The following is a 19,330-nucleotide window of genomic DNA, read 5'->3' as shown; positions in this document are numbered from 1 at the left end:
AAAGATGTTGTGATTTTGGGCGTGTTTTGGTATAATAGTGATAATATAAAATCGGAGTTACCATACGCAGGCGCCGGAAGGCGTGCTGCTGCCGTGACTCAGGAAGGGATCGTTCAATATGAGAGCAAAGCGATGGGTGATCGCCTCGCCGGACACCGAGCGGGTGCGGGTGCTGTCGCGGGAGACCGGCTATACACCGCTGACGGCGGCGGTGCTGTCGGCGCGCGGCATCGACACACCGCAGGCTGCGGCGGATTACCTGAGCTGCGATGTGCGCGGACTGCATGATCCGTTCGGTCTGACCGATATGGATAAGGCAGTCGATGTCATCCGTGAGGTAATAGATCGCGGAGAGAAAATGGTGGTCTACGGTGATTACGATGTGGACGGCATCACGGCAACGTGCACACTGGTGGATTATCTGCGCAGCAAGGGCGCAAAATGTGAATATTACATTCCCAATCGTCTGACGGACGGCTACGGTCTGACCCGTCCGGCGATGGAGCAGCTGTATGAGCAGGGCACGCGCCTGCTCATCACGGTGGACTCGGGCATTACAGCCAACGAGGAGATTGCCGTCGCACGCGAGCTCGGCATGCAGGTCGTCATTACCGACCACCACGAGTGCCACGAAAACCTGCCGGACGCGCAGGCGGTCGTAGACTGCAAGCGGACGGACGATACCTATCCGTTTTCCAGCCTAGCGGGTGTCGGTGTGGCATTCAAGCTGATCTGCGCACTCGAGGGAGACACGCTTTCCATGCTCGACCGGTACGCCGACCTTGTAGCGCTCGGCACGGTGGCCGATGTCATGCCGATTGTCGGTGAAAACCGCATTATCGTGGCGGAAGGGCTGAAAAAGCTGTCCGTGACGGCGAATATCGGTCTGGAAATGCTGCTGCGCGAGGCGGGGATGAAGAACAGGCGGCTGACCTCCTCGACCATCAGCTATGTGCTTGCGCCGCGCATCAACGCGGCGGGCCGCATGGGCAAGGCCGAGCTGGCAGCAGAGCTGTTCCTGACGAAGGACCCGGTACGGGCACAGGCGCTTGCCGCTGAGCTTTGCGAGCAAAACAAGCTGCGCCAGAACGAGGAGAACAAGATACTCGAGCAGACGCTCACGCGTTTGCGCCGGGAATACAACCCGCTTGAGGATAAGATCATCGTGCTGGCCGGAGAGGGCTGGCATCAGGGCGTTATCGGCATCGTGTGCTCGCGGCTGTGCGACCGCTACGGCTGTCCGGTCGTGCTCATCTCAGTGGATGAGGACGGCGTAGGCAAGGGCTCGGGCCGCTCGATCGGCAGCTTCAATCTGTTTGAGGCGCTCACCTCGTGTGAGGATTTGTTCGAGCGCTACGGCGGTCATGCGCTTGCCGCAGGACTGACCGTGCAGGCGGACAGGATCGAAGAACTCCGCACGCGCCTGCGCAAGTACGCGGAAACGCATGTCACCATGGCGGAGCTCGTTCCGCAGCTGCACATCGACTGCATGGTGCAGCCGGAGTGGCTGACGCAGGAGAACATCGAATCTCTGGGCGTACTCGAGCCGTACGGCATGAAAAACGCGGAGCCTGTGTTCTGCATGAAGAACATGACCGTTGAGGAGATTACGCCGCTGTCCAGCGACCGGCACGTTCGTCTGTCGCTCATCAAGGACGGCAAGCGTTTTTCTGCAATCTGGTTCGGCATCGGTGCGGGCGGTCTCGGCTTTGTCGAGGGCAACACCGTGGATGCCGCCTTTCATCTGGAGATCAACGAATTTCGAGGCCGCCGTTCGGTGCAGCTGACCATCTGCGATGTGCAGCTGAGTGACTGCGAGCATCTGGCAGATCAGAAGATTCTCAATCTGTATAATACACTTATGCAGGACGGCCCGCTCACCGCAAGGGAAGCGCGTCTGCTCCTGCCCGACCGCAAGGATCTGGTCGCTGTCTGGCGGCATGTGACCTGCCGCGCGGAGGACGGACGGCTTTCCGTACCGGACGGGGCACTTTCCCGCCGGGTTGCATGGGAAAGCCGACGCGACATTAACATCGGCAAGCTGTTTGTCTGTCTGGATGTTTTTCAGGAGTCCGGACTCATCAGCTATCATTTTAAGGAAGGCATGCTCAATATTTTGCTCAAACCCTACGAGGGCAAGGCCGATATTTCCGGATCGGTTGTCCTTGCCACATTGCAAAGTATGGCGGGGTGACACGAATGGGGGAAGGATCTATGCAAACGAAACTGGATTTTTTGATCGAACGCGTACAAAAACAAAACCCGCAGGCGAATATCAAGAAGATTCGCGCGGCATACGAATGTGCGGCCAAGGCACATGAGGGACAGAAGCGCCGCAACGGTGAGCCGTATATCATTCATCCGGTCGCTGTCGCTGAGATCGTTGTGGAGATGGGTCTGGATACGGATTCCATCTGTGCAGCGCTGCTGCATGACTGCATCGAGGACACCGAGTTTGGCTACAAGGAGATCGAAAACAAATTCGGCACGCCGGTCGCGGAGCTGGTGGACGGCGTAACCCGACTGGGCATGCTGCGCTACTCCAAGGAGCAGGAGCAGTTCGAGGACCTGCGCAAGATGTTCCTCGCCATGGCGAAGGATATCCGCGTTATCCTCATCAAGCTGGCCGACCGACTGCACAATGCCCGCACCTTCCAGTTCCTGCCCGAGCGCAAGCAGCGCGACAAGGCACTGGAAACCATGGAGATTTACGCGCCGATCGCGCACCGTCTCGGCATGAGCCGTATCAAGTGGGAGCTTGAGGATCTGTCGCTGAAGGTTCTCGACCCCATCGGCTACAACGAGATTGTGGAAGGCTTAAAGGCCCAGAGTGAGCAGCACGAGGAATTCCTGCAGGGCATTCAGGACCGCATCAGCACCAAGCTGAAGGAAGCGAACATCCACAACGCGATTTCGGCGCGCGTCAAGCATATTTACTCCATCTACCGCAAAATGTATGCCCAGCACAAGACCATCAACGAGATCTATGATATCTGCGCCGTGCGCGTCATTGTCGATACTGTGGCGGACTGCTACAACGTGCTCGGCTACGTCCACGACCTGTACAAGCCGATTCCGGGCCGCTTCAAGGACTATATCTCCACGCCGAAGCCGAACGGCTATCAGTCGCTGCATACGACGGTCATCGGCCGAGCGGGCATCCCGTTTGAGGTGCAGATTCGTACCGTAGAGATGCATAAAATGGCGGAATACGGTGTTGCGGCGCACTGGAAGTACAAGCAGGGTCTGGACAAGAAGGGTAACGAGGAAGCGTTTGCGTGGATTCGCCAGCTGCTTGAAGCCCAGCAGGACACCGAGGCCGAGGACTTTATCAAAAACATCAAGGTTGACCTGTTCGCGGACGAGGTATTTGTCTTTACGCCCAAGGGCGATGTGGTCAATATGCCGGCAGGCGCAACGCCGATCGACCTTGCGTATGCGATTCACTCGGCAGTCGGCAACCGCATGACCGGCTGCAAGCTGAACGGCCGTATCGCACCGATCGACAGCCAGCTGAAAAACGGCGATATTGTCGAGATCCTGACCTCCAAGGAGGCGCACGGTCCGAGCCGTGACTGGGTGAAGATCGTCAAGACCACCGAGGCGCGCAACAAGATCAAGCAGTGGTTCAAGAAGGAATGCCGCGAGGAAAATATCGTCAACGGCAAGGAGGATCTCGACCGCGAGCTGCGTGCCAACCTGCTGTATAACGGCTTCTATGAGAACGAAGAGGTGCAGAAGAACACGCTCAACAAGTTCTCGTTCAACACAGTCGATGAGCTGTACGCGGCCATCGGCTACGGCGGCATTATGCTGACCAAGGTCATCAATAAGGTCAAGGACGATGTCGGCAAGCTGCGCCGTCAGCGCGAGCAGGCCGAGCGTGCCGCGCATCCGCAGAACGAGCAGCAGCAGCGCCGCCAGAATAAATCCAGCGACGGTGTTGTTGTCGAAGGCATTGATAACTGTCTGGTCAAGTTTGCGCGCTGCTGTACGCCGATTCCGGGCGATGAGATCGTCGGCTTTGTCACCCGCGGCTACGGTGTTTCCATCCATCGCCGCGACTGCGTGAATGTCCATATCGAGGAAGAGCCCGACCGCTGGGTACGTGCCTGGTGGGATGAGGATATGGCAGCCAATGCCGGTCACGTCAATAAGTTCTCCACCGGTCTGCAGATTTCCACGCGCAACCGTATCGGCGTGCTGAGTGACGTTACGCTGGCGTTTGCATCGAGTAAGATCAACGTGCATGAGATTTCCGCACGCGACCTCAATGACGGCTACGGCGTTATCAACGCCATGGTTGACGTCACGAGCGTCCATCAGCTGGATAATATGATCAGCCGCCTGCGCTCCATCAAGGGCGTTGTCGATGTGACCAGAACGGTCGATACCAACTGAGAATAGGCAGGAGTTAGGAGTGAGGAGGCAGGAGTTACCCGACAGGTAAAATTCGCAGGTGCCGTCCATAATAATGCGCAAACGAGTTGCGCGACACGGGTATGTCGCGCCTGCGTTGATGAAAACGCCTGTGTAGCAGTACGCTATCTGATGCTGCGAATATGTCGAGTAATGGGAGCACACTGTGCTCCCCTACGGAAGAAAAACTCCTCTGCCGTTCCTTTATAGTCTCAGTTCTCTAATTTTAGCCGTGCTTTCTTAGGAAAGGGGAGATTCACAAGAGGGTGGAAACCTTGGTGTCTACCCTCTTGTGCGCACCGCCGCGCAGGCGAGTTCGTTTCGCTTCTCAAGCGCGGATTTCACGAAATAGAACCATTTAACAAATCAAATTCATTACGAAATGAGGAAATAACTATGCGGGCACTGGTTCAGCGCGTCTCCCACGCCTCGGTCACGATCGACGGCAGGATTCACGGGCAGATCGGACAGGGCTTCCTTGTCCTGCTCGGCATCACAGACGGTGATACCGTGGACGATGCGGTTTATCTGGCCGATAAAACAGTTAAAATGCGTGTATTCACGGACGAAAACGACAAAATGAACCGCTCACTCGCGGATGTCGGCGGCGGTCTGCTCATCGTGTCGCAGTTCACGCTCTACGGCGACTGCCGCAAGGGCAACCGCCCGAGCTTCACGAGCGCTGCCCGTCCGGAGACCGCCATCCCGCTGTATGAAGCATTCATTGCGCGCTGCCGCGAGAGTGGCCTGCCGGTCGAGACCGGTGAGTTCGGCGCGGATATGAAGGTCGATCTATTGAATGACGGCCCGGTAACGCTGTGGATGGACACTAAGGATATGCGGCATTGACAAGATAAACCTGTTCCGTAGGACGGGGCACTCCAGAGTGGCTTCTCTTGCCTATCGGCAATTCACCTTCTGCCCTCACCCTGCGAAATAAAACAATTTACACTGACTTACCACGGCGGGCTGAGGGCAGCCCGCCCGACGAAGAAGGCTTAAATGCCGAAGAAAGGGTATAACTAATGAAGTTGATGCAACTCTGTGTGGGCATGGTCCGCACGAATTGTTACATTGTATATGACGAAGCAACCCGCGAAGCCGCGGTGATCGATCCGGGCGACAATGCCAAGTCGATTTTGAACGCGGTAAACGAGGAACGGCTGAATGTCAAGTATGTGCTGCTGACGCACGCGCATTTTGACCACATTTTGGCGGCGCACGAGGTGCTCGAAGCGACCGGCGCACAGTATGTTGTGCCGGAGAAGGACATCTGGCTGCTGAGCCGTGACAACATGGGTCAGTTCCGCGGACTGGCACGCAATTATGTGCAGGATACGCCGGATATTCTGGCGAATGAGGGCACCGAGGTGACGTTCGGCGGCATGACCGCGACCTACATGGCAACGCCCGGTCACACACCCGGCTCGTCCGTCATCAGGATCGGCGACTGCCTGTTCACCGGCGATACGCTGTTCCGCCACGAGTGCGGCCGCTGCGACCTTGAGGGCGGCGATTTCTCTGCCATGCTGCGCTCTTTGAAGCGTCTGCATGACATTGACGGCGATTACAAGGTATTCCCCGGCCATGAGGGCATTTCTACGCTGAACGAGGAACGCGCATACAATCCATATATGCTGCAGGCGATGGGAAAATGATCTATACACTGGAAAATCACGAACTGAAACACGCGGTAGAGGAAATGCTGTTTCATCTGCTGCCGACCGAAACGTTATCCAAGGCGGATACCGCCGAGCAGCTCACCGAGCCGTACTGCCGCAGCATTTTGACCGAGGAGAACGGCGAAGCCGCCGCGCGTGCGATCGTCTGCATGGACGGCGCAGTGCATGAGGCGGAAAAGCGCGCGTCCGTTACCGGACTGGCAACGCTGGACCACAAGCGCACCATCACCGAACTGGTGAAAACGACCGTGTACGATGCAGTCGTGCCGTTCCTGCCGCAGGCTCCGGTCTGGGGCAGCCTGACCGGCGTGCGTCCGGCCAAGCTGGCGCGCGGCATGATCGAGCGCGGCATGACGCGCGGCGAGGCGGCGGTCGAGCTGCGCGAGCACTTTCACGTTTCGCCTGAGCGCACGGCGCTGACGATTCGTGCAGCCGCAACCGCGATGGAGATGGACAAGACCATCGGTGAAAACGATATTTCGCTGTACGTCGGTATTCCGTTCTGTCCGTCGAGGTGCTATTACTGCTCGTTCGTATCGGCAACCACGGCGCAGTCCGGTAAACTCATCGAGCCATATCTGGACACGCTCTGCCGCGAGATCGAGGAGACAGCCGCGCTTGTCCGCGCAGCAGGCAAGCAGGTGCAGAGCGTCTACATCGGCGGCGGCACACCGACCACGCTGGACGAGCATCAGCTGGCACGGCTGCTGTCGGCGCTCGAAAATCACTTTGATTTTTCACATTTGCGCGAATATACTGTGGAAGCGGGCCGTCCGGATACCATCACACCGGAAAAGCTGCGCGTGCTCAAAAGCGCGGGCGTTGGCCGCGTGAGCATCAACCCGCAGAGCATGAATGACGCCGTTCTGGCTGCAATCGGCAGAAAACACGGCTCGGCAGACGTGCTCCGCGCGTTTGACGAGGCGCGGCAGGCGGGCTTTGACGAGATCAACATGGATCTGATCGCCGGTCTGACCGGCGACACCGCCGAAACTTTTGCACAGACTGTGGATACTTTGCTGAATCTTTCGCCGGAGAATATCACGGTGCATACGCTCGCCATCAAGCGCGGCGCTGATCTGACCGATAAGGCGGCTGCCGCCGCACAGCGCGAGACCGTTTCTCAAATGCTGGATGGAGCATCACACGCGCTGCAGAACGCAGGCTACGGTCCGTATTATCTCTATCGGCAGAAATTTATGGCAGGCGGCTTTGAGAACGTCGGCTGGTGCAAGCCGGGCACCGAATGCTTCTACAACGTGAGCATGATGGAGGAGCTGCAGACCATTCTGTCGCTCGGTGCGGGCGGTGTTTCCAAGCGTGTCGTGCGCGAGACTGGCTGGATCGAGCGCGCGAACAATCCGAAATATCCGCTTGAGTACATTCAGGCGGCGGACAGACTGGCCAACGGCAAGAAAAAGCTGCTGTTCCCCAAGAAATGATCAGGATAGGGAAATGAGTGAGTGATTCCGTAAGAAGGGACTGGCTATGGCAGAATACACACTGAAATACATCAATCACCGTGCCGAATGCGACGCGGAAGCCTTTGTGAACGACTGCGAGGAGCACTATCATCGTCAGCTGCATCTGGTGGCTGACCAGATCGCCGCGAACTGCAAGCGCAAGCCGGTCGTGCTGCTCAACGGTCCGTCCTCATCGGGCAAGACCACCACGAACGACCGCCTCGGGCGCATTCTCGAGCTGGCGGGCATTCACGCGCACATGATCTCGATGGACGACTATTACCGTACCTCGGGCACCTACGACATTCCGTTTGACGAGGAAAACGGCGTCAATGACCTCGAAAGTCCGGAGTGCATGGATCTGGATCTGCTCCGCGACCACCTGACCCGTCTGGTGGCAGGCGAGGAGATCATGGTGCCGCGCTTTGATTTTGAAACGCGCACCTCGCATCGCAACGAGCGTGCGGTGCAGCTGCACAAGGACGAAATTGTGATGATCGAGGGCATTCACGCGTTTAATCCGGTCATCATGGGCGATCTGGAGAAGCATGCGACAAGCGTCTATCTTTCGGTGGCGAGCGTGCTGCTGACCGACCGCAACGTCCGCATTGAGCCGCACATGCTGCGCTTTCTGCGCCGCGCCATGCGTGACAGCCTGTTCCGCAGCTCGCCGGTGGAGTACACCTTAAAGCAGTGGAACTCAGTGCGGAGAGGCGAGAGACTGTATATTTCGCCGTACCGCGGGCAGGCTGATCTTACGGTGGACACCTATCTGCCGTACGAGACCAACATCCTTATGCAGTACCTGAGCGAAAAGCTGCAGGGCGAGGAAAAAATGCTCGAGCAGGCTGACCTTGCACCGCTCAGCGCGATTCTGGATAAGGTTTCGCCGATCGACTACAAGCCGTATATGCCGGAGGATTCGGTTCTGCATGAGTTTATCGGCTGAAAAGTGTCCGGATTCTTGCTTTTTGGCAGGGTATGAAGTATAATGGCAATACCACATAATTGAAACTGCGGCGTTTTGCGGAAATTTTCTCGCAAATCGCCCTTGTTCCATTACGCAATATTACCATGAGACCGGAAACGGAGATATTCCGTCGGAAGGAGCGACAAGCTATGGATATGAAAATGCAGGCTTTTCTGGATAAGGTAAAGGACATGGCGGATAAAACCGGCAAGGTCTCCCGTCATGCGGCAGGCGTAGCCGGCAAAAAGGCGAACGACCTTGCACTGGCGACCCGCATCAACCTGCAGATTTTCGATCTGAACACCGAGTGCGAAGCACTGTACAAGGAAATCGGCAAGCTGGTGTACGATCTGCACCGCGGCGCAGAGGTCACCAACGAGGAAATGGACGAAAAGATGGCGCAGGTCGATGCCAAGCAGGAAAAGCTGGCTGCGCTGCGCGACAAGCTGGCGGAAATGCGCTCGGTAACGGCGTGCCCGCACTGCGGCAAACCGTGCGGCAAGGATGACGCATATTGCTCGTCCTGCGGTGCAGAGCTGTAACATAATACGGTTTGATGCATCATATTGTAATATCGGGCAAGGGCAGCTATGCCCATTCTGATCAAAGGAAGGGGCGTACGGCGTTTGCAGCGTAAAAAACAGAATTTCATTCAGGGTGCGTTCATTTTGATGCTGGCCAGTCTGCTGGTCAAGGTGATTGGCGCATTTTTCCAGATACCGTTGCTCAACATGATCGGCGGCAAGGATTCGCCTGCGTTCGGCATGTTCAGCGCGGCGTACCGTGTGTACACGGCGATGCTGATGATCTCGACTGTCGGTGTTCCGGCGGCGCTGGCGAAAATGGTCGCGGAGGCCACAGCCCGCGGCAGAGAGCATGAGGTGCGGCGTACTGTCCGTGTGGCGGGAAGCATTTTCATTCCGCTCGGTGCGGTCTGCTCGGTCGTGCTGTTCCTCGGCGCGGGCACGTTTGCATCCTGGATCAAGAGCGCGGATTCCCGGCTGGCGGTTATGGCCATCGCACCGAGCGTGCTGATGGTTGCTGTTCTGGCGGTGTTCCGCGGCTACTATCAGGGCCGCTCGAACATGGTGCCGACGGCGGTTTCGCAGGTGATCGAGTCACTTGGCAAGCTGTTTATCGGTCTTGGACTGGCGTATTATGCGGTTCAGCATAACTTTTCCGATCAGGCAGTCGCGGCAATGACCGTCCTCGGCGTTACCATCGGCGAGGTGGCTGCCGCTGTTTACATGCTCATTCAAGGTGCGATCACGCATCGCAGCAGCTCGGCGGTGCACGCGCTGGACGACAGCGCGCGTCCGGCGGGCCAACTGGCGAAAACGCTGCTCAGTCTGTCCATTCCGATCACGATCAGCTCAGCGGTTATGAGTCTGACCGACTTGATCGACGTAGCGCTGATTTCCACGCGTCTGCAAAGTCCGGCGGTCGGCATGACGGCAAGAGAAGCAATGTCTACCTACGGCATTTACACCGGCCAGGCCATCAACTTCTTCAACCTGCCGCAGACGCTCATCACCGCACTGGCGGTCAGCGTGCTGCCGACCATCGCAAGCGCACGCGCAGCGGGCAACCATGCCAAGGTCTCCAAAACACTGGGTACCACGCTGCGTATGACGGTTATCATCACTCTGCCGGCCGGCGCGGGCTTCATCATGCTCGCCGGACCGATCCTGCGCATGCTGTACTCGCAGGGCACGGAGCTTGGCGGTGTGCTGATGGGTCTGCTCGGCTTTGCCGTACCGGCGGCGGCACTTGTGGCTGTCACCAACTCGACGCTGCAGGCGTTCGGCCGCATTGACTTGCCGCTTGTCTCGATGTTTGCGGGCGCGGTTGTCAAAATGCTCGGCGATTATTTTCTCATCGGCAATCCGGCGCTGAATATCATGGGTGCGCCCATCAGTACAGCGCTCTGCTACTGGCTGATCGCGGTCATCAACCTGTTCCACATCAGGCGTCTGACGGGTTCGCTGCCGCCGATCGGAAAAACGGTCTGCCGTCCGCTGGCGGCCACTATCGGCATGAGTGCGGCGATTTTCATTGTGCAGCGCGTGCTGAACGGTGCGTTGAGCGCAGCTCCCGGCACCATGCCTGACAAGCTGATCACGCTCGCGTGCATCGGTGTGGCGGTTGCCGTGTATGCCGTTCTGCTGCTCGCGCTCGGTGCAGTCGAGCGGGATGATGTTCTGCTGCTGCCCAAGGGCGAGAGAATCGCAGATATTTTACATCTAAAGTAATCAGGAAGTGCAAAAATGGTTGATTTTGAAATAAAGGATTGTTACAAGTTCGATGATCTGCTCCGTATTATGGAAATCCTGCGCGCGCCGGACGGCTGCATGTGGGACCGTGAGCAGGATCATCATTCTATCCGCCGCAACTTCATCGAGGAGACCTACGAGGTCTGCGAAGCCATCGACGACGAGGACACCGAGCATATGAAGGAAGAGCTTGGCGATGTTCTGCTGCAGGTAGTATTCCACACCCAGATGGAGAAGGAAAAGGGCACATTCGACATCGACGACGTGGCGGACGGCATCTGCAAAAAGCTGATCTTCCGTCACCCGCATATCTTCGGCAATGTCGAGGTCGCCTCGTCCGAGGAGGTCCTCAGGAATTGGGATGACCTCAAGCGCAAGGAGAAGCATCAGGAGACCGATACACAGGCGCTCGAAAGCGTAGCAAAGAGCCTGCCGAGTCTGATCCGTGCAGAAAAGCTGCAGAAGAAGGCGGCAAAGGTCGGCTTTGACTGGGATAACGTGAAGGATGCACTTGACAAAGTGCAGGAGGAGCTTGACGAGGTCCGCCGTGCCATCGACGGCGACGGCGATCCGGAGGAGGAGATTGGCGACCTGCTGTTCGCGTCCGTCAACGTGGCGCGTCACCTGAAGATCGATCCGGAGGCTGCCGCCGAAAAGACCTGCAACAAGTTTGTCAGCCGCTTTGCGGAGATGGAGCGTCAGGCGACTGCCGCGGGCAAAAAGCTGGCTGACCTGTCCCTTTCCGAGCTGGATGCACTGTGGGACAGCGCAAAGCACGAGGAACACGCATAAGGAGCAAAACCATGAAGAAAAGCGAACTGGTGACGCTGGTTGCAGAAAAGACCGGCTTTTCCAAGAAGGACACCGAAAAGACGATCGACACCGTGTTTACCGCCATTGCGGATATCATGGCGGCAGGTGACAAGTTGCAGATCAGCGGCTTCGGCACGTTTGAGACCAAGGAGCGCGCAGCACGCACGGGACACAATCCGCGTACCGGCGAGGAGATCAATATTGCAGCGGCCACTATGCCGGTGTTCAAGCCGGGCAAAGTTTTGAAGGATAAGGTAGACGGAAACAAGTGAGATTAGACAAGTATTTGAAGGTATCCCGCCTGATCAAGCGCCGCACGGTGGCGAATGATGCATGCGATGCAGCGCGCATCACGGTCAACGGCAAGCCGGCCAAGGCTTCGTATCAGGTGAAGATCGGCGATGTGATCGAGATCGCATTCGGTCAGCGCACGATGAAGGTGGAAGTGCTGAATATCGCGGAGCATACGCTCAAGGCAGATGCGTCCGCGCTGTATAAGGAACTGCCGCTCTGAACAGGTGATAAAGTATCCCGCTCTCGCATATAGTGCAGAGCGGGATACTTTTTTGCAGTCAGGAGGGGAGTTATATGGCACAGGAGGAACGAAACCGTGAAATGCCGCACAGTGTCATTCTGGAGGGGAGAGAGAAGCTGACGATTTCCGGTGTGACCGACGTGCACAGCTTTGATGAGGAACAGGTGCTGCTCGAAACCGTGCGCGGCATGCTGGTCGTGCGCGGTCAGGGACTGCATGTAGAGCGGCTGCAGCTCGAGGCCGGAGAACTGATCATTCAGGGGGAGATCGGCCTGCTTGAGTACGACGACAGCGTGCAGCCGCGCGACAGCCTGTTCCGGCGGATATTCGGCGGGTGAGCGGCCATGCCGGTGTTTACGAACAGCCAGCAGGTCACGCTCGTGCTGCAAAGCCTGCTGCTCGGTGTCGGGATCGGGGCGGTGTATGACATGCTGCGGGCACTGCGTCTGCATTTCCGGTGCGGATGGGCAGGGGTGGCGCTGCTCGATACGCTGTTCTGGGCGATCGTGCTGGCGGCCTTATTCGAGTTCGGGCTGATCGCGGCCGCCGGTCAGCCGCGCGGCTTTGTGCTCTTAACAGCGGCAGGCGGCGTGGGATTGTACTTTGCGGCGCTGAGCGAAACCGTGCTGGAGGTGATTATGCGGCTTCTGCAGGCGCTTGCAAAGCTGAGACGCGCCGTATACGGCCTGCGGATGCACTGTCAAACGGTGGTAAAACAGCGGTGCAGTCCGGTAAAAATTCGGTTTTTGACGAAAAAATTTGAAAAAGACTCTTTTCTTTTTCGCAAAAAAGGTATAAAATAAAACCTGTATCAGTCTGACGCGCAAGCAAACGATATGAGGTGAGCAGATGACAAGGCGCACGCGGATGATCCTTATCAGGGCAGCGGTAGTGGTGTTTCTGCTTTACGCGGTCGTCAATGTGGTAAACCTGCGCACGCAGATCAAGAGCAAGCGGGATGAACTCGCGTCTCTGACCCTGCGGGTGGAGGAATATCAGAAGGCGAACGAGACGCTCCGGCAGGAAATGCAAAGCGGCATTTCCGAGGAGGATATCGGAGAGATGGCGCGGACAGAACTGGGCTATGCGGAACCGGGCGAGCGTATTTTTGTAGATACGTCCAGCCGGTAAAAGGGAAATAATAACGGAGGCAAAACAGCTTATATGGATTTGGCAGTGGGAGCAATCGTAGAGGGCAAGGTAACCGGCATCACCAAGTTTGGTGCATTCGTTGCGCTGCCCGAAGGCAAGTCGGGTATGGTGCATATTTCGGAGGTCGCTTCGACTTTCGTAAATGACATCAAGGATTTCCTGCAGGAGGGCCAGCAGGTCAAGGTAAAGATCATCAATATTGATCAGGCAGGCCGTATCAATCTGTCGATCAAGAAGGCGCAGCCGCAGGAGCCGCGTCAGCCGAGACAGGAGCGCCGTGAGGGCGGCTTTGCGCCGCGTCAGCCGCGTTTCCAGCGTTCGTCCGCACCGCGCGGACGTGTGCAGCAGGCACCGAAGGACCCGTCCACGATGAGCTTTGAGGATAAGCTGAAGGCGTTTATGTCAGACAGCGAAAGCCGTCAGGCCGATGTGCGCCACGCAACCGATCGAAAGAACGGTTCGCGCCGCCGCAGATAAAGAAGAAAACCGAGGGAAACCTCGGTTTTGCTTTTATATGCCGGTGCACGAAGCGTCGGCAGGGTTTTTCGGCACTGGGTGTCCGGTGCACATGAACTGCGTAAGCGTGTTCGCTCCTGACGGGCGGTGCGTTTTTCGCTGAGATTCAGCGGGAGTTTGCCTGCCCGGCATAGCTTGTGCTGGAAAAGTAACGAAATCCTGCTTTTATGCAAAAAAAGCGCGCTCTTCCTTGCGAAAGAGCGCCAAAAGTAGGATTGTGGGGATAAAGATATGAACGGTGCATGGCGGCTTTCCCAACCGCCATAATAAATATACCATAAATTACCACACTTGTCAACAGTTTTTGGAAGAGGTTTTCCATGAATCAAACACTGATCAAAAATATCAATATTTGGACGATGGACGAGCAGGATTCCCGCTTTTTTGGCTGGATTCTGCTCGAAAACAACAGGATTGTGTCCATGGGCGAAGGTGAACCGCCTACAATGTCCGTTATGATTGACGGAGATGTAATCGACGGCGAGGGCGGCGTGCTGACACCCGGCCTGATTGACATTCACTCGCACATCGGTCTGTACGAGGACGGCCTCGGCTTTGAGGGCGCGGACGGCAACGAGGATACCGATCCGGCGACGCCGCATCTGCGTGCACTGGACGGCGTCAACCCGTTCGACCGCAGCTTCCGCGAGGCACTTGAGGCCGGTGTGACGGCTGCCGCAGTCAGCCCGGGCAGCGCAAACCCCATCGGCGGACAGATTGCGCTGCTCAAGACGGCAGGCCGCCGTGTGGACGACATGATTCTTAAAGCGCCGCTGGCGATCAAGTTCGCGCTGGGTGAGAACCCGAAGTCGGTCTATCACGACAAGGACGAAACGCCGGTCACGCGCATGGCGACCGCGGGCATCATCCGTGAGGAGCTGTACAAGGCGAAGGAGTATTTCTCACGCAAGGCGCGCGCGGAGAACGACCCGGACCAGGACGAGCCGGATTTCGACATCAAGATGGAAGCGCTGCAGCCGCTTCTCTGGGGCAAGGCTGAGGCACATTTTCACGCGCACCGTGCGGATGACATTTTCACCGCGCTGCGTATTGCGAAGGAGTTCGGTCTGCGGGCGGTTATCATTCACGGCACGGAGGCGCATCTTGTGGCCGACCTGCTGGCCGAGGAGCACGTTCCGGTGGTCAGCGGTCCGTACATGACCGACCGTTCCAAGCCGGAGATCCGCAACCTGTCGGATGCCGCGCCCGGACTGCTGTGCAAGGCCGGAATCGAAACCGCCATTACGGTCGATCACCCGGAAATTCCGCTGCGGCTGCTGCCGATGGCGCTTATGCTGGCGGTGCGCGCGGGTATGGATAAAACGGACGCGCTGCGCGCGGTCACATCGGTACCCGCGAAAATTGCGGGCATGCAGGACAGAATCGGCAGCCTGAAAACCGGTTTGGATGCAGACTGTGTGCTGTGGAGCGGCGATCCGCTGGATATTGCAACCCAGGTGCAGGCTGTTTTTGTAAATGGCACACCGGAATATAGGAGGACAAAATGAGGACGATTGAGGTTTCGGAAGTAACCAAGCTGGTGCGTCAGCTGTGCATTGATGCCAACTACTATCTGCCCGCAGATCTGCGGCAGGCGTTCGTGGATGGTCAGAACGCGGAGGAGTCTCCGCTCGGCAAGACCATCTTCGGTGAAATGATCGCCAACTGCGACCTTGCACGCGAGAATAATGTGCCGGTTTGTCAGGATACGGGCATGGCGATTGTGTTCGCGGAGATCGGTCAGGACGTGCATCTGACCGGCGGCTCGTTCGAGGATGCAGTCACCGAGGGTGTCCGCCGCGGCTACATTGACGGCTATCTGCGCCTGTCGGTGGTCGGTGATCCGCTGCGCCGCGAAAACACGGGCGACAACACGCCGTGTATCCTGTACACCTCGGTCGTTCCGGGTGACAAGGTGAAGATCACGGTTGCACCGAAGGGCTTCGGCTCGGAGAATATGACCCAGATGAAGATGTTCACGCCTGCCGCTACCAAGGCGCAGATCGTGGATTTCATCGCGGATGCGTGCATCCATGCCGGCTCCAACCCGTGCCCGCCGATCGTTATCGGTGTCGGTCTGGGCGGCACGAGCGATAAGGCGGCATATCTCGCCAAGCGTGCGCTGCTGCGTCCGGTCGATCAGCACAACGCCGATCCGCTGTACGCCGAGATGGAGCAGCAGATTCTCGATAAGGTCAACGCATCCGGTGTCGGCCCGCAGGGACTCGGCGGCACGGTTACCGCTCTTGCCTGCGCCATTGAGCCGTTCGGCACACATATCGCCGGTCTGCCGTGCGTGGTTAATATTTCCTGCCATGTTACCCGTCACGCAGAGGGCGAGCTGTAAGCAACCTTGACAAGAGATTGTAAAACATCTTGGGAAATATGCTGAACAAATTGTGAACTTCTGAAAAATTGTTGGACAAGTTGCATAGGTTGTGCTATACTGAAGATAGCAAAAACCCAATACCGTTTCCGTCACACCACGGCGGCCGCGGATAAAGCCATCAAAGGCGGTTTACGCCTGTTAGGAGATGATTTTATGAAGTTCACTATCGTCGAAAGAAAAATCAAGATCGAGGACGAGCTGCGTCAGTACGCACTGCGTAAGGTAGAAAAGCTGGATCGCTACTTCCAGCAGGATTCGGATACCACGCTTACATTCAGCGAGCTGCGCGGCAAGCAGACGGTCGAGATCACGGTGCGTCAGGTTGGTCTGGTTGTCCGCGCCGAGGAAACGACGACTGATATGTATGCTTCCGTAGACGGTGCCATCAGCAGTATCGAGCGCCAGATCCGCAAGCATAAGACCCGTCTGGAGAAGCGCCTGCGTGAGGGTGCATTCGACAAGATGGCAGAGCAGAAGGCTGCACTGACCGAGGAGGATTTCGATGTAGTACGCCGCAAGCGCTTCGACGTAAAGCCGATGAGCGTGGACGAGGCTATCCTGCAGATGAACCTGCTTGACCACCAGTTCTACTTCTTCCGCAACGCCGACAACGACAATATCCACGCCGTTGTTTACAAGCGTGCGGCAGGCGGTTACGGTCTGATCGAGGGCGAAGAGTAAGCGCTGCTCTAACAATACAAAGTGCATTACATAAGGACCGGCGGCGTTCTGCCGCCGGTTCTTTTCGGTTAAAAGGGGAAAACGAATGAATTTATGTGATATTGAGACAATCCGAGCGGTTCTGGGCCGTCACGGATTCCATTTTTCCAAATCGCTCGGACAGAACTTTCTGACGGACGAGAGCGTGCCGCGCCGTATCGCGGAGATGAGCGGCGCCGCCGAATATGGCAATGCGATCGAGGTCGGCCCGGGCATGGGCTGCCTGTCGGCGGAGCTGTGCCGGCGTGCGGATAAGGTCGTAGCGGTCGAGCTGGACCGTGCGCTCATGCCGGTTCTGGCAGAGACGCTCGCGGATTACGATAACTTCGAGGTCGTGCACGGCGATGTACTCGAAACCGATCTTGCCGCGCTCTGCAAGGAGAAATTCGGTGACGAAAAGGCGATTGCGTGCGCCAATCTGCCGTATTACATCACCACACCGGCGATTACGGCGCTGCTCGAGAGCGGCGCGTTCGAGCAGGTGACGGTCATGGTGCAGAAGGAGGTCGCGCAGCGCATCTGTGCAGAGCCGGGCACGGCAGCGTACTCGGCGTTCTCGATTTATGTGCAGTACCACGCCAAGGCGGAAATTTTGTTTGACGTTCCGGCGGACTGCTTTGTGCCCAGACCTAAGGTGGATTCGGCGGTGCTCAAGCTCGTGCCGCTCGACAAGCCGGCGGTTGAGACTAAGGACGAGAAGCTGTTTTTCGCCCTTGTGCGCGCAGCGTTCAATATGCGCCGTAAGACGCTCGTGAACGCGCTTGGTCCGGTGCTCAGCTCGTCAATGAGCAAGGAGGAGATCATCGCACTCGTAGAAGCAGCCGGTCTGGATGCCCGCGTTCGCGGTGAGCGGCTGAGCCTCGCGGAGTATGCGAAACTGGCAGATCTCGCGGCGGAAAAGCTGCAGTAAATTTTGATTTGTGGGTTTAATCAACCTGTACAGGCTATCGTAGGGGCGGACCGGTGTGTCCGCCCTTTTCCGTGGTTGGCGATCGGTTAGATTAGGGCGCACACATTAGTGCGCCCCTACGGAACGTGTGCCGTTTATTGGCGATACCTAATGTAATACTCAAACCTACCCCCACCCTGTGGATAAAAGAAAAAAGCCTGCACACGCAGGCTTTTTCTTATACCACAATGGCTCTCGGCGGCACCGGCGAGGAAAACACGATCTGTGTTTCGGTCTTGCCGAATTTTTGCAGACGTCCGATAAAGCCGTCCAGCTCCTGCGTCGAGGCGAACGACACCTTGATCAGCATGGAGTAGTTGCCGGTCACGCAGTTGCACTCGAGCACATTTGAGCACGCGGCAATGAACGGATAGAATTCCTCTTTCTGGGTGGGCTGCATATCCAGATGGATGTACGCGAGAATATGATGGCCAAGCTGCAGCGGGTCCAGATCGAGCGTATACGCACGAATAACACCCTGTTTTTCCAGCCGCTCAATACGCGCGGAAACCGCAGGGGAGGAAAGGCGAACCTCACCTGCAAGGGCCTTGATGGGGGTGCGGGCATTCTTCTGCAGCAGCCGCAAGAGCTTCAGATCAATTTCGTCCATGGGGCAAATAGCCCTCCTTATCCTAAAAATAAAAACAGGAGTCCGACCCGCCTTCGCGGGACGAACTCCTTTGTTCACTGTTTATTATAAAGCACGACCGGGTTGTTGTCAAATAAAATAAGGCTTCGAACAAAAGTTTTTATACATCCGAGTCGGTGATGACCTTGAATTCCATCCAGTCCGGCGTTGCGGAAACGTAAATGGTATCCTCGTCAATGAACACAAAATCCCGGTTATCGCTGAAATTGGACTGGTTGTTTTCGGTCGGAACATCGTTTCGGTTTGCCGTTTTCGAGGTGATCGAACCGTCAGGCGTTCCGCAGAACGGCTCGGAAGGCAGGTTTCCGGTCTCCTGATACAGCTTGCCATCCACCATGACCATCCGCGGTACGGTGGCATCCTGCTCGAACACGATCCACTGGTTATCAATCAGAACCTCGATATGGCCGTCGATGCGCTGATAGCCGTAGCCCGTGCCGAAGTTGGACTGGCCGTTCTCGGTGGGCGCGTCCGTGCCGTTCGCCGTCTGCGAGGTGATCTCGCCGTCCATGTTGCCGCAGCGGCCATCGACCGTGCTGACCTCACCGGTAGACTGATACAGCGTGTTATCCACCATCACCATCATGGGTGCATCTGCGACCGGTTTCTGCTCGGTGGTATCCGGCAGGGCAGCTGCGTCATCCGTGCTCTGGCTGCCGATTTCGGCGTCCGCGTTTTTCGGCTCGGCATTGCCGCAGCCGGTCAGCAGCAGCGCCAGAAGTGCAAGAAGCATTGCTAAAGTACGTTTTGTCATAAAAAAACACCGCCTTTCGTAACTCTGATAGTATAGACGAAAGACG

General features: G+C 57.1%; 21 protein-coding genes. 19 read left to right on the top strand and 2 right to left on the bottom strand.

The features are described 5' to 3' along the window. The first annotated feature begins 118 nt into the window (after positions 1–118). The 19 genes from recJ to rsmA all read left to right on the top strand — a co-directional run bounded on the left by recJ (position 119) and on the right by rsmA (position 17,842). Positions 119–2,194, top strand: coding sequence for a single-stranded-DNA-specific exonuclease RecJ (gene recJ / locus IEY11_RS10350; RefSeq protein ID WP_188886482.1), 2,076 nt, complete (start codon positions 119–121; stop codon positions 2,192–2,194). 20 nt (positions 2,195–2,214) lie between these two features. Beyond that, the gene (locus tag IEY11_RS10345; RefSeq protein ID WP_110435252.1) at positions 2,215–4,401 is read left to right on the top strand and encodes a RelA/SpoT family protein; all 2,187 of its coding nucleotides are present in this window, start codon (positions 2,215–2,217) and stop codon (positions 4,399–4,401) included. A gap of 414 nt (positions 4,402–4,815) precedes the next feature. Next, entirely contained in the window at positions 4,816–5,268 is a 453-nt protein-coding gene (gene dtd, locus IEY11_RS10340; RefSeq protein ID WP_118761116.1) for a D-aminoacyl-tRNA deacylase, read from the top strand. Positions 5,269–5,444: 176 nt separating this feature from the next. Next, on the top strand, positions 5,445–6,077 hold the full coding sequence (locus IEY11_RS10335) for an MBL fold metallo-hydrolase (protein WP_188886481.1): 633 nt from the start codon (positions 5,445–5,447) through the stop codon (positions 6,075–6,077). Continuing rightward, on the top strand, positions 6,074–7,543 hold the full coding sequence (hemZ, locus tag IEY11_RS10330) for a coproporphyrinogen dehydrogenase HemZ (protein ID WP_188886480.1): 1,470 nt from the start codon (positions 6,074–6,076) through the stop codon (positions 7,541–7,543). The genes IEY11_RS10335 and hemZ overlap by 4 nt, the downstream gene beginning before the upstream one ends. A gap of 46 nt (positions 7,544–7,589) precedes the next feature. Beyond that, on the top strand, positions 7,590–8,513 hold the full coding sequence (locus IEY11_RS10325) for a uridine kinase family protein (protein ID WP_188886479.1): 924 nt from the start codon (positions 7,590–7,592) through the stop codon (positions 8,511–8,513). 170 nt (positions 8,514–8,683) lie between these two features. Then, positions 8,684–9,076, top strand: a complete 393-nt coding sequence (locus IEY11_RS10320) for a zinc ribbon domain-containing protein (RefSeq protein WP_117751371.1) — start codon at positions 8,684–8,686, stop codon at positions 9,074–9,076. 84 nt (positions 9,077–9,160) lie between these two features. After that, positions 9,161–10,786: a putative polysaccharide biosynthesis protein gene (locus IEY11_RS10315; RefSeq protein WP_188886478.1), complete on the top strand. Its 1,626-nt coding sequence runs from the start codon at positions 9,161–9,163 to the stop codon at positions 10,784–10,786. Positions 10,787–10,801: 15 nt separating this feature from the next. Continuing rightward, positions 10,802–11,599: a nucleoside triphosphate pyrophosphohydrolase gene (gene mazG, locus IEY11_RS10310; RefSeq protein ID WP_110435245.1), complete on the top strand. Its 798-nt coding sequence runs from the start codon at positions 10,802–10,804 to the stop codon at positions 11,597–11,599. Positions 11,600–11,610: 11 nt separating this feature from the next. Further along, positions 11,611–11,892, top strand: coding sequence for an HU family DNA-binding protein (locus IEY11_RS10305; RefSeq protein ID WP_110435244.1), 282 nt, complete (start codon positions 11,611–11,613; stop codon positions 11,890–11,892). Beyond that, positions 11,889–12,134 (top strand): RNA-binding S4 domain-containing protein, encoded by a 246-nt coding sequence (locus tag IEY11_RS10300; RefSeq protein ID WP_118285471.1) that lies wholly within the window; start codon positions 11,889–11,891, stop codon positions 12,132–12,134. Before IEY11_RS10305 ends, IEY11_RS10300 begins: the two co-directional genes overlap by 4 nt. 74 nt (positions 12,135–12,208) lie before the next feature. Continuing rightward, the gene (gene yabP / locus IEY11_RS10295) at positions 12,209–12,493 is read left to right on the top strand and encodes a sporulation protein YabP (RefSeq protein WP_117751366.1); all 285 of its coding nucleotides are present in this window, start codon (positions 12,209–12,211) and stop codon (positions 12,491–12,493) included. Between the two features lie 6 nt (positions 12,494–12,499). Beyond that, positions 12,500–12,958 carry a spore cortex biosynthesis protein YabQ gene (yabQ, locus tag IEY11_RS10290; RefSeq protein WP_188886477.1) on the top strand — a complete coding sequence of 153 codons (459 nt, stop codon included), beginning with the start codon at positions 12,500–12,502 and terminating at the stop codon, positions 12,956–12,958. A 46-nt stretch (positions 12,959–13,004) separates the two neighbouring features. Then, complete coding sequence (locus IEY11_RS10285; RefSeq protein ID WP_110435240.1) at positions 13,005–13,286, top strand: FtsB family cell division protein; 282 nt, start codon at positions 13,005–13,007, stop codon at positions 13,284–13,286. 33 nt (positions 13,287–13,319) lie between these two features. Then, on the top strand, positions 13,320–13,784 hold the full coding sequence (locus tag IEY11_RS10280) for a S1 RNA-binding domain-containing protein (protein WP_110435239.1): 465 nt from the start codon (positions 13,320–13,322) through the stop codon (positions 13,782–13,784). A gap of 359 nt (positions 13,785–14,143) precedes the next feature. Further along, positions 14,144–15,331, top strand: a complete 1,188-nt coding sequence (locus tag IEY11_RS10275; RefSeq protein ID WP_188886476.1) for an amidohydrolase — start codon at positions 14,144–14,146, stop codon at positions 15,329–15,331. Next, positions 15,328–16,170, top strand: coding sequence for a fumarate hydratase (locus IEY11_RS10270; protein ID WP_188886475.1), 843 nt, complete (start codon positions 15,328–15,330; stop codon positions 16,168–16,170). Before IEY11_RS10275 ends, IEY11_RS10270 begins: the two co-directional genes overlap by 4 nt. Positions 16,171–16,365: 195 nt before the next feature. After that, positions 16,366–16,893: a ribosome hibernation-promoting factor, HPF/YfiA family gene (gene hpf, locus IEY11_RS10265; protein WP_118359735.1), complete on the top strand. Its 528-nt coding sequence runs from the start codon at positions 16,366–16,368 to the stop codon at positions 16,891–16,893. An 85-nt stretch (positions 16,894–16,978) separates the two neighbouring features. Beyond that, positions 16,979–17,842, top strand: coding sequence for a 16S rRNA (adenine(1518)-N(6)/adenine(1519)-N(6))-dimethyltransferase RsmA (gene rsmA, locus IEY11_RS10260; protein ID WP_188886474.1), 864 nt, complete (start codon positions 16,979–16,981; stop codon positions 17,840–17,842). A gap of 217 nt (positions 17,843–18,059) precedes the next feature. Here rsmA and IEY11_RS10255 read toward each other — a convergent pair whose 3' ends face one another. Both IEY11_RS10255 and IEY11_RS10250 read right to left on the bottom strand, forming a co-directional pair. After that, the gene (locus tag IEY11_RS10255; RefSeq protein ID WP_116704675.1) at positions 18,060–18,491 is read right to left on the bottom strand and encodes an Lrp/AsnC family transcriptional regulator; all 432 of its coding nucleotides are present in this window, start codon (positions 18,489–18,491) and stop codon (positions 18,060–18,062) included. A 139-nt stretch (positions 18,492–18,630) separates the two neighbouring features. Beyond that, the gene (locus IEY11_RS10250) at positions 18,631–19,284 is read right to left on the bottom strand and encodes a hypothetical protein (protein WP_188886473.1); all 654 of its coding nucleotides are present in this window, start codon (positions 19,282–19,284) and stop codon (positions 18,631–18,633) included. Positions 19,285–19,330: the final 46 nt, after the last annotated feature.

The sequence above is a fragment of the Butyricicoccus faecihominis genome, assembly GCF_014648015.1.
Lineage (GTDB): Bacteria > Bacillota > Clostridia > Oscillospirales > Butyricicoccaceae > Agathobaculum > Agathobaculum butyriciproducens.
The sequence above is the reverse complement of the archived record's forward strand: the minus strand, read 5'-3'. Positions and strand labels throughout refer to the sequence as shown.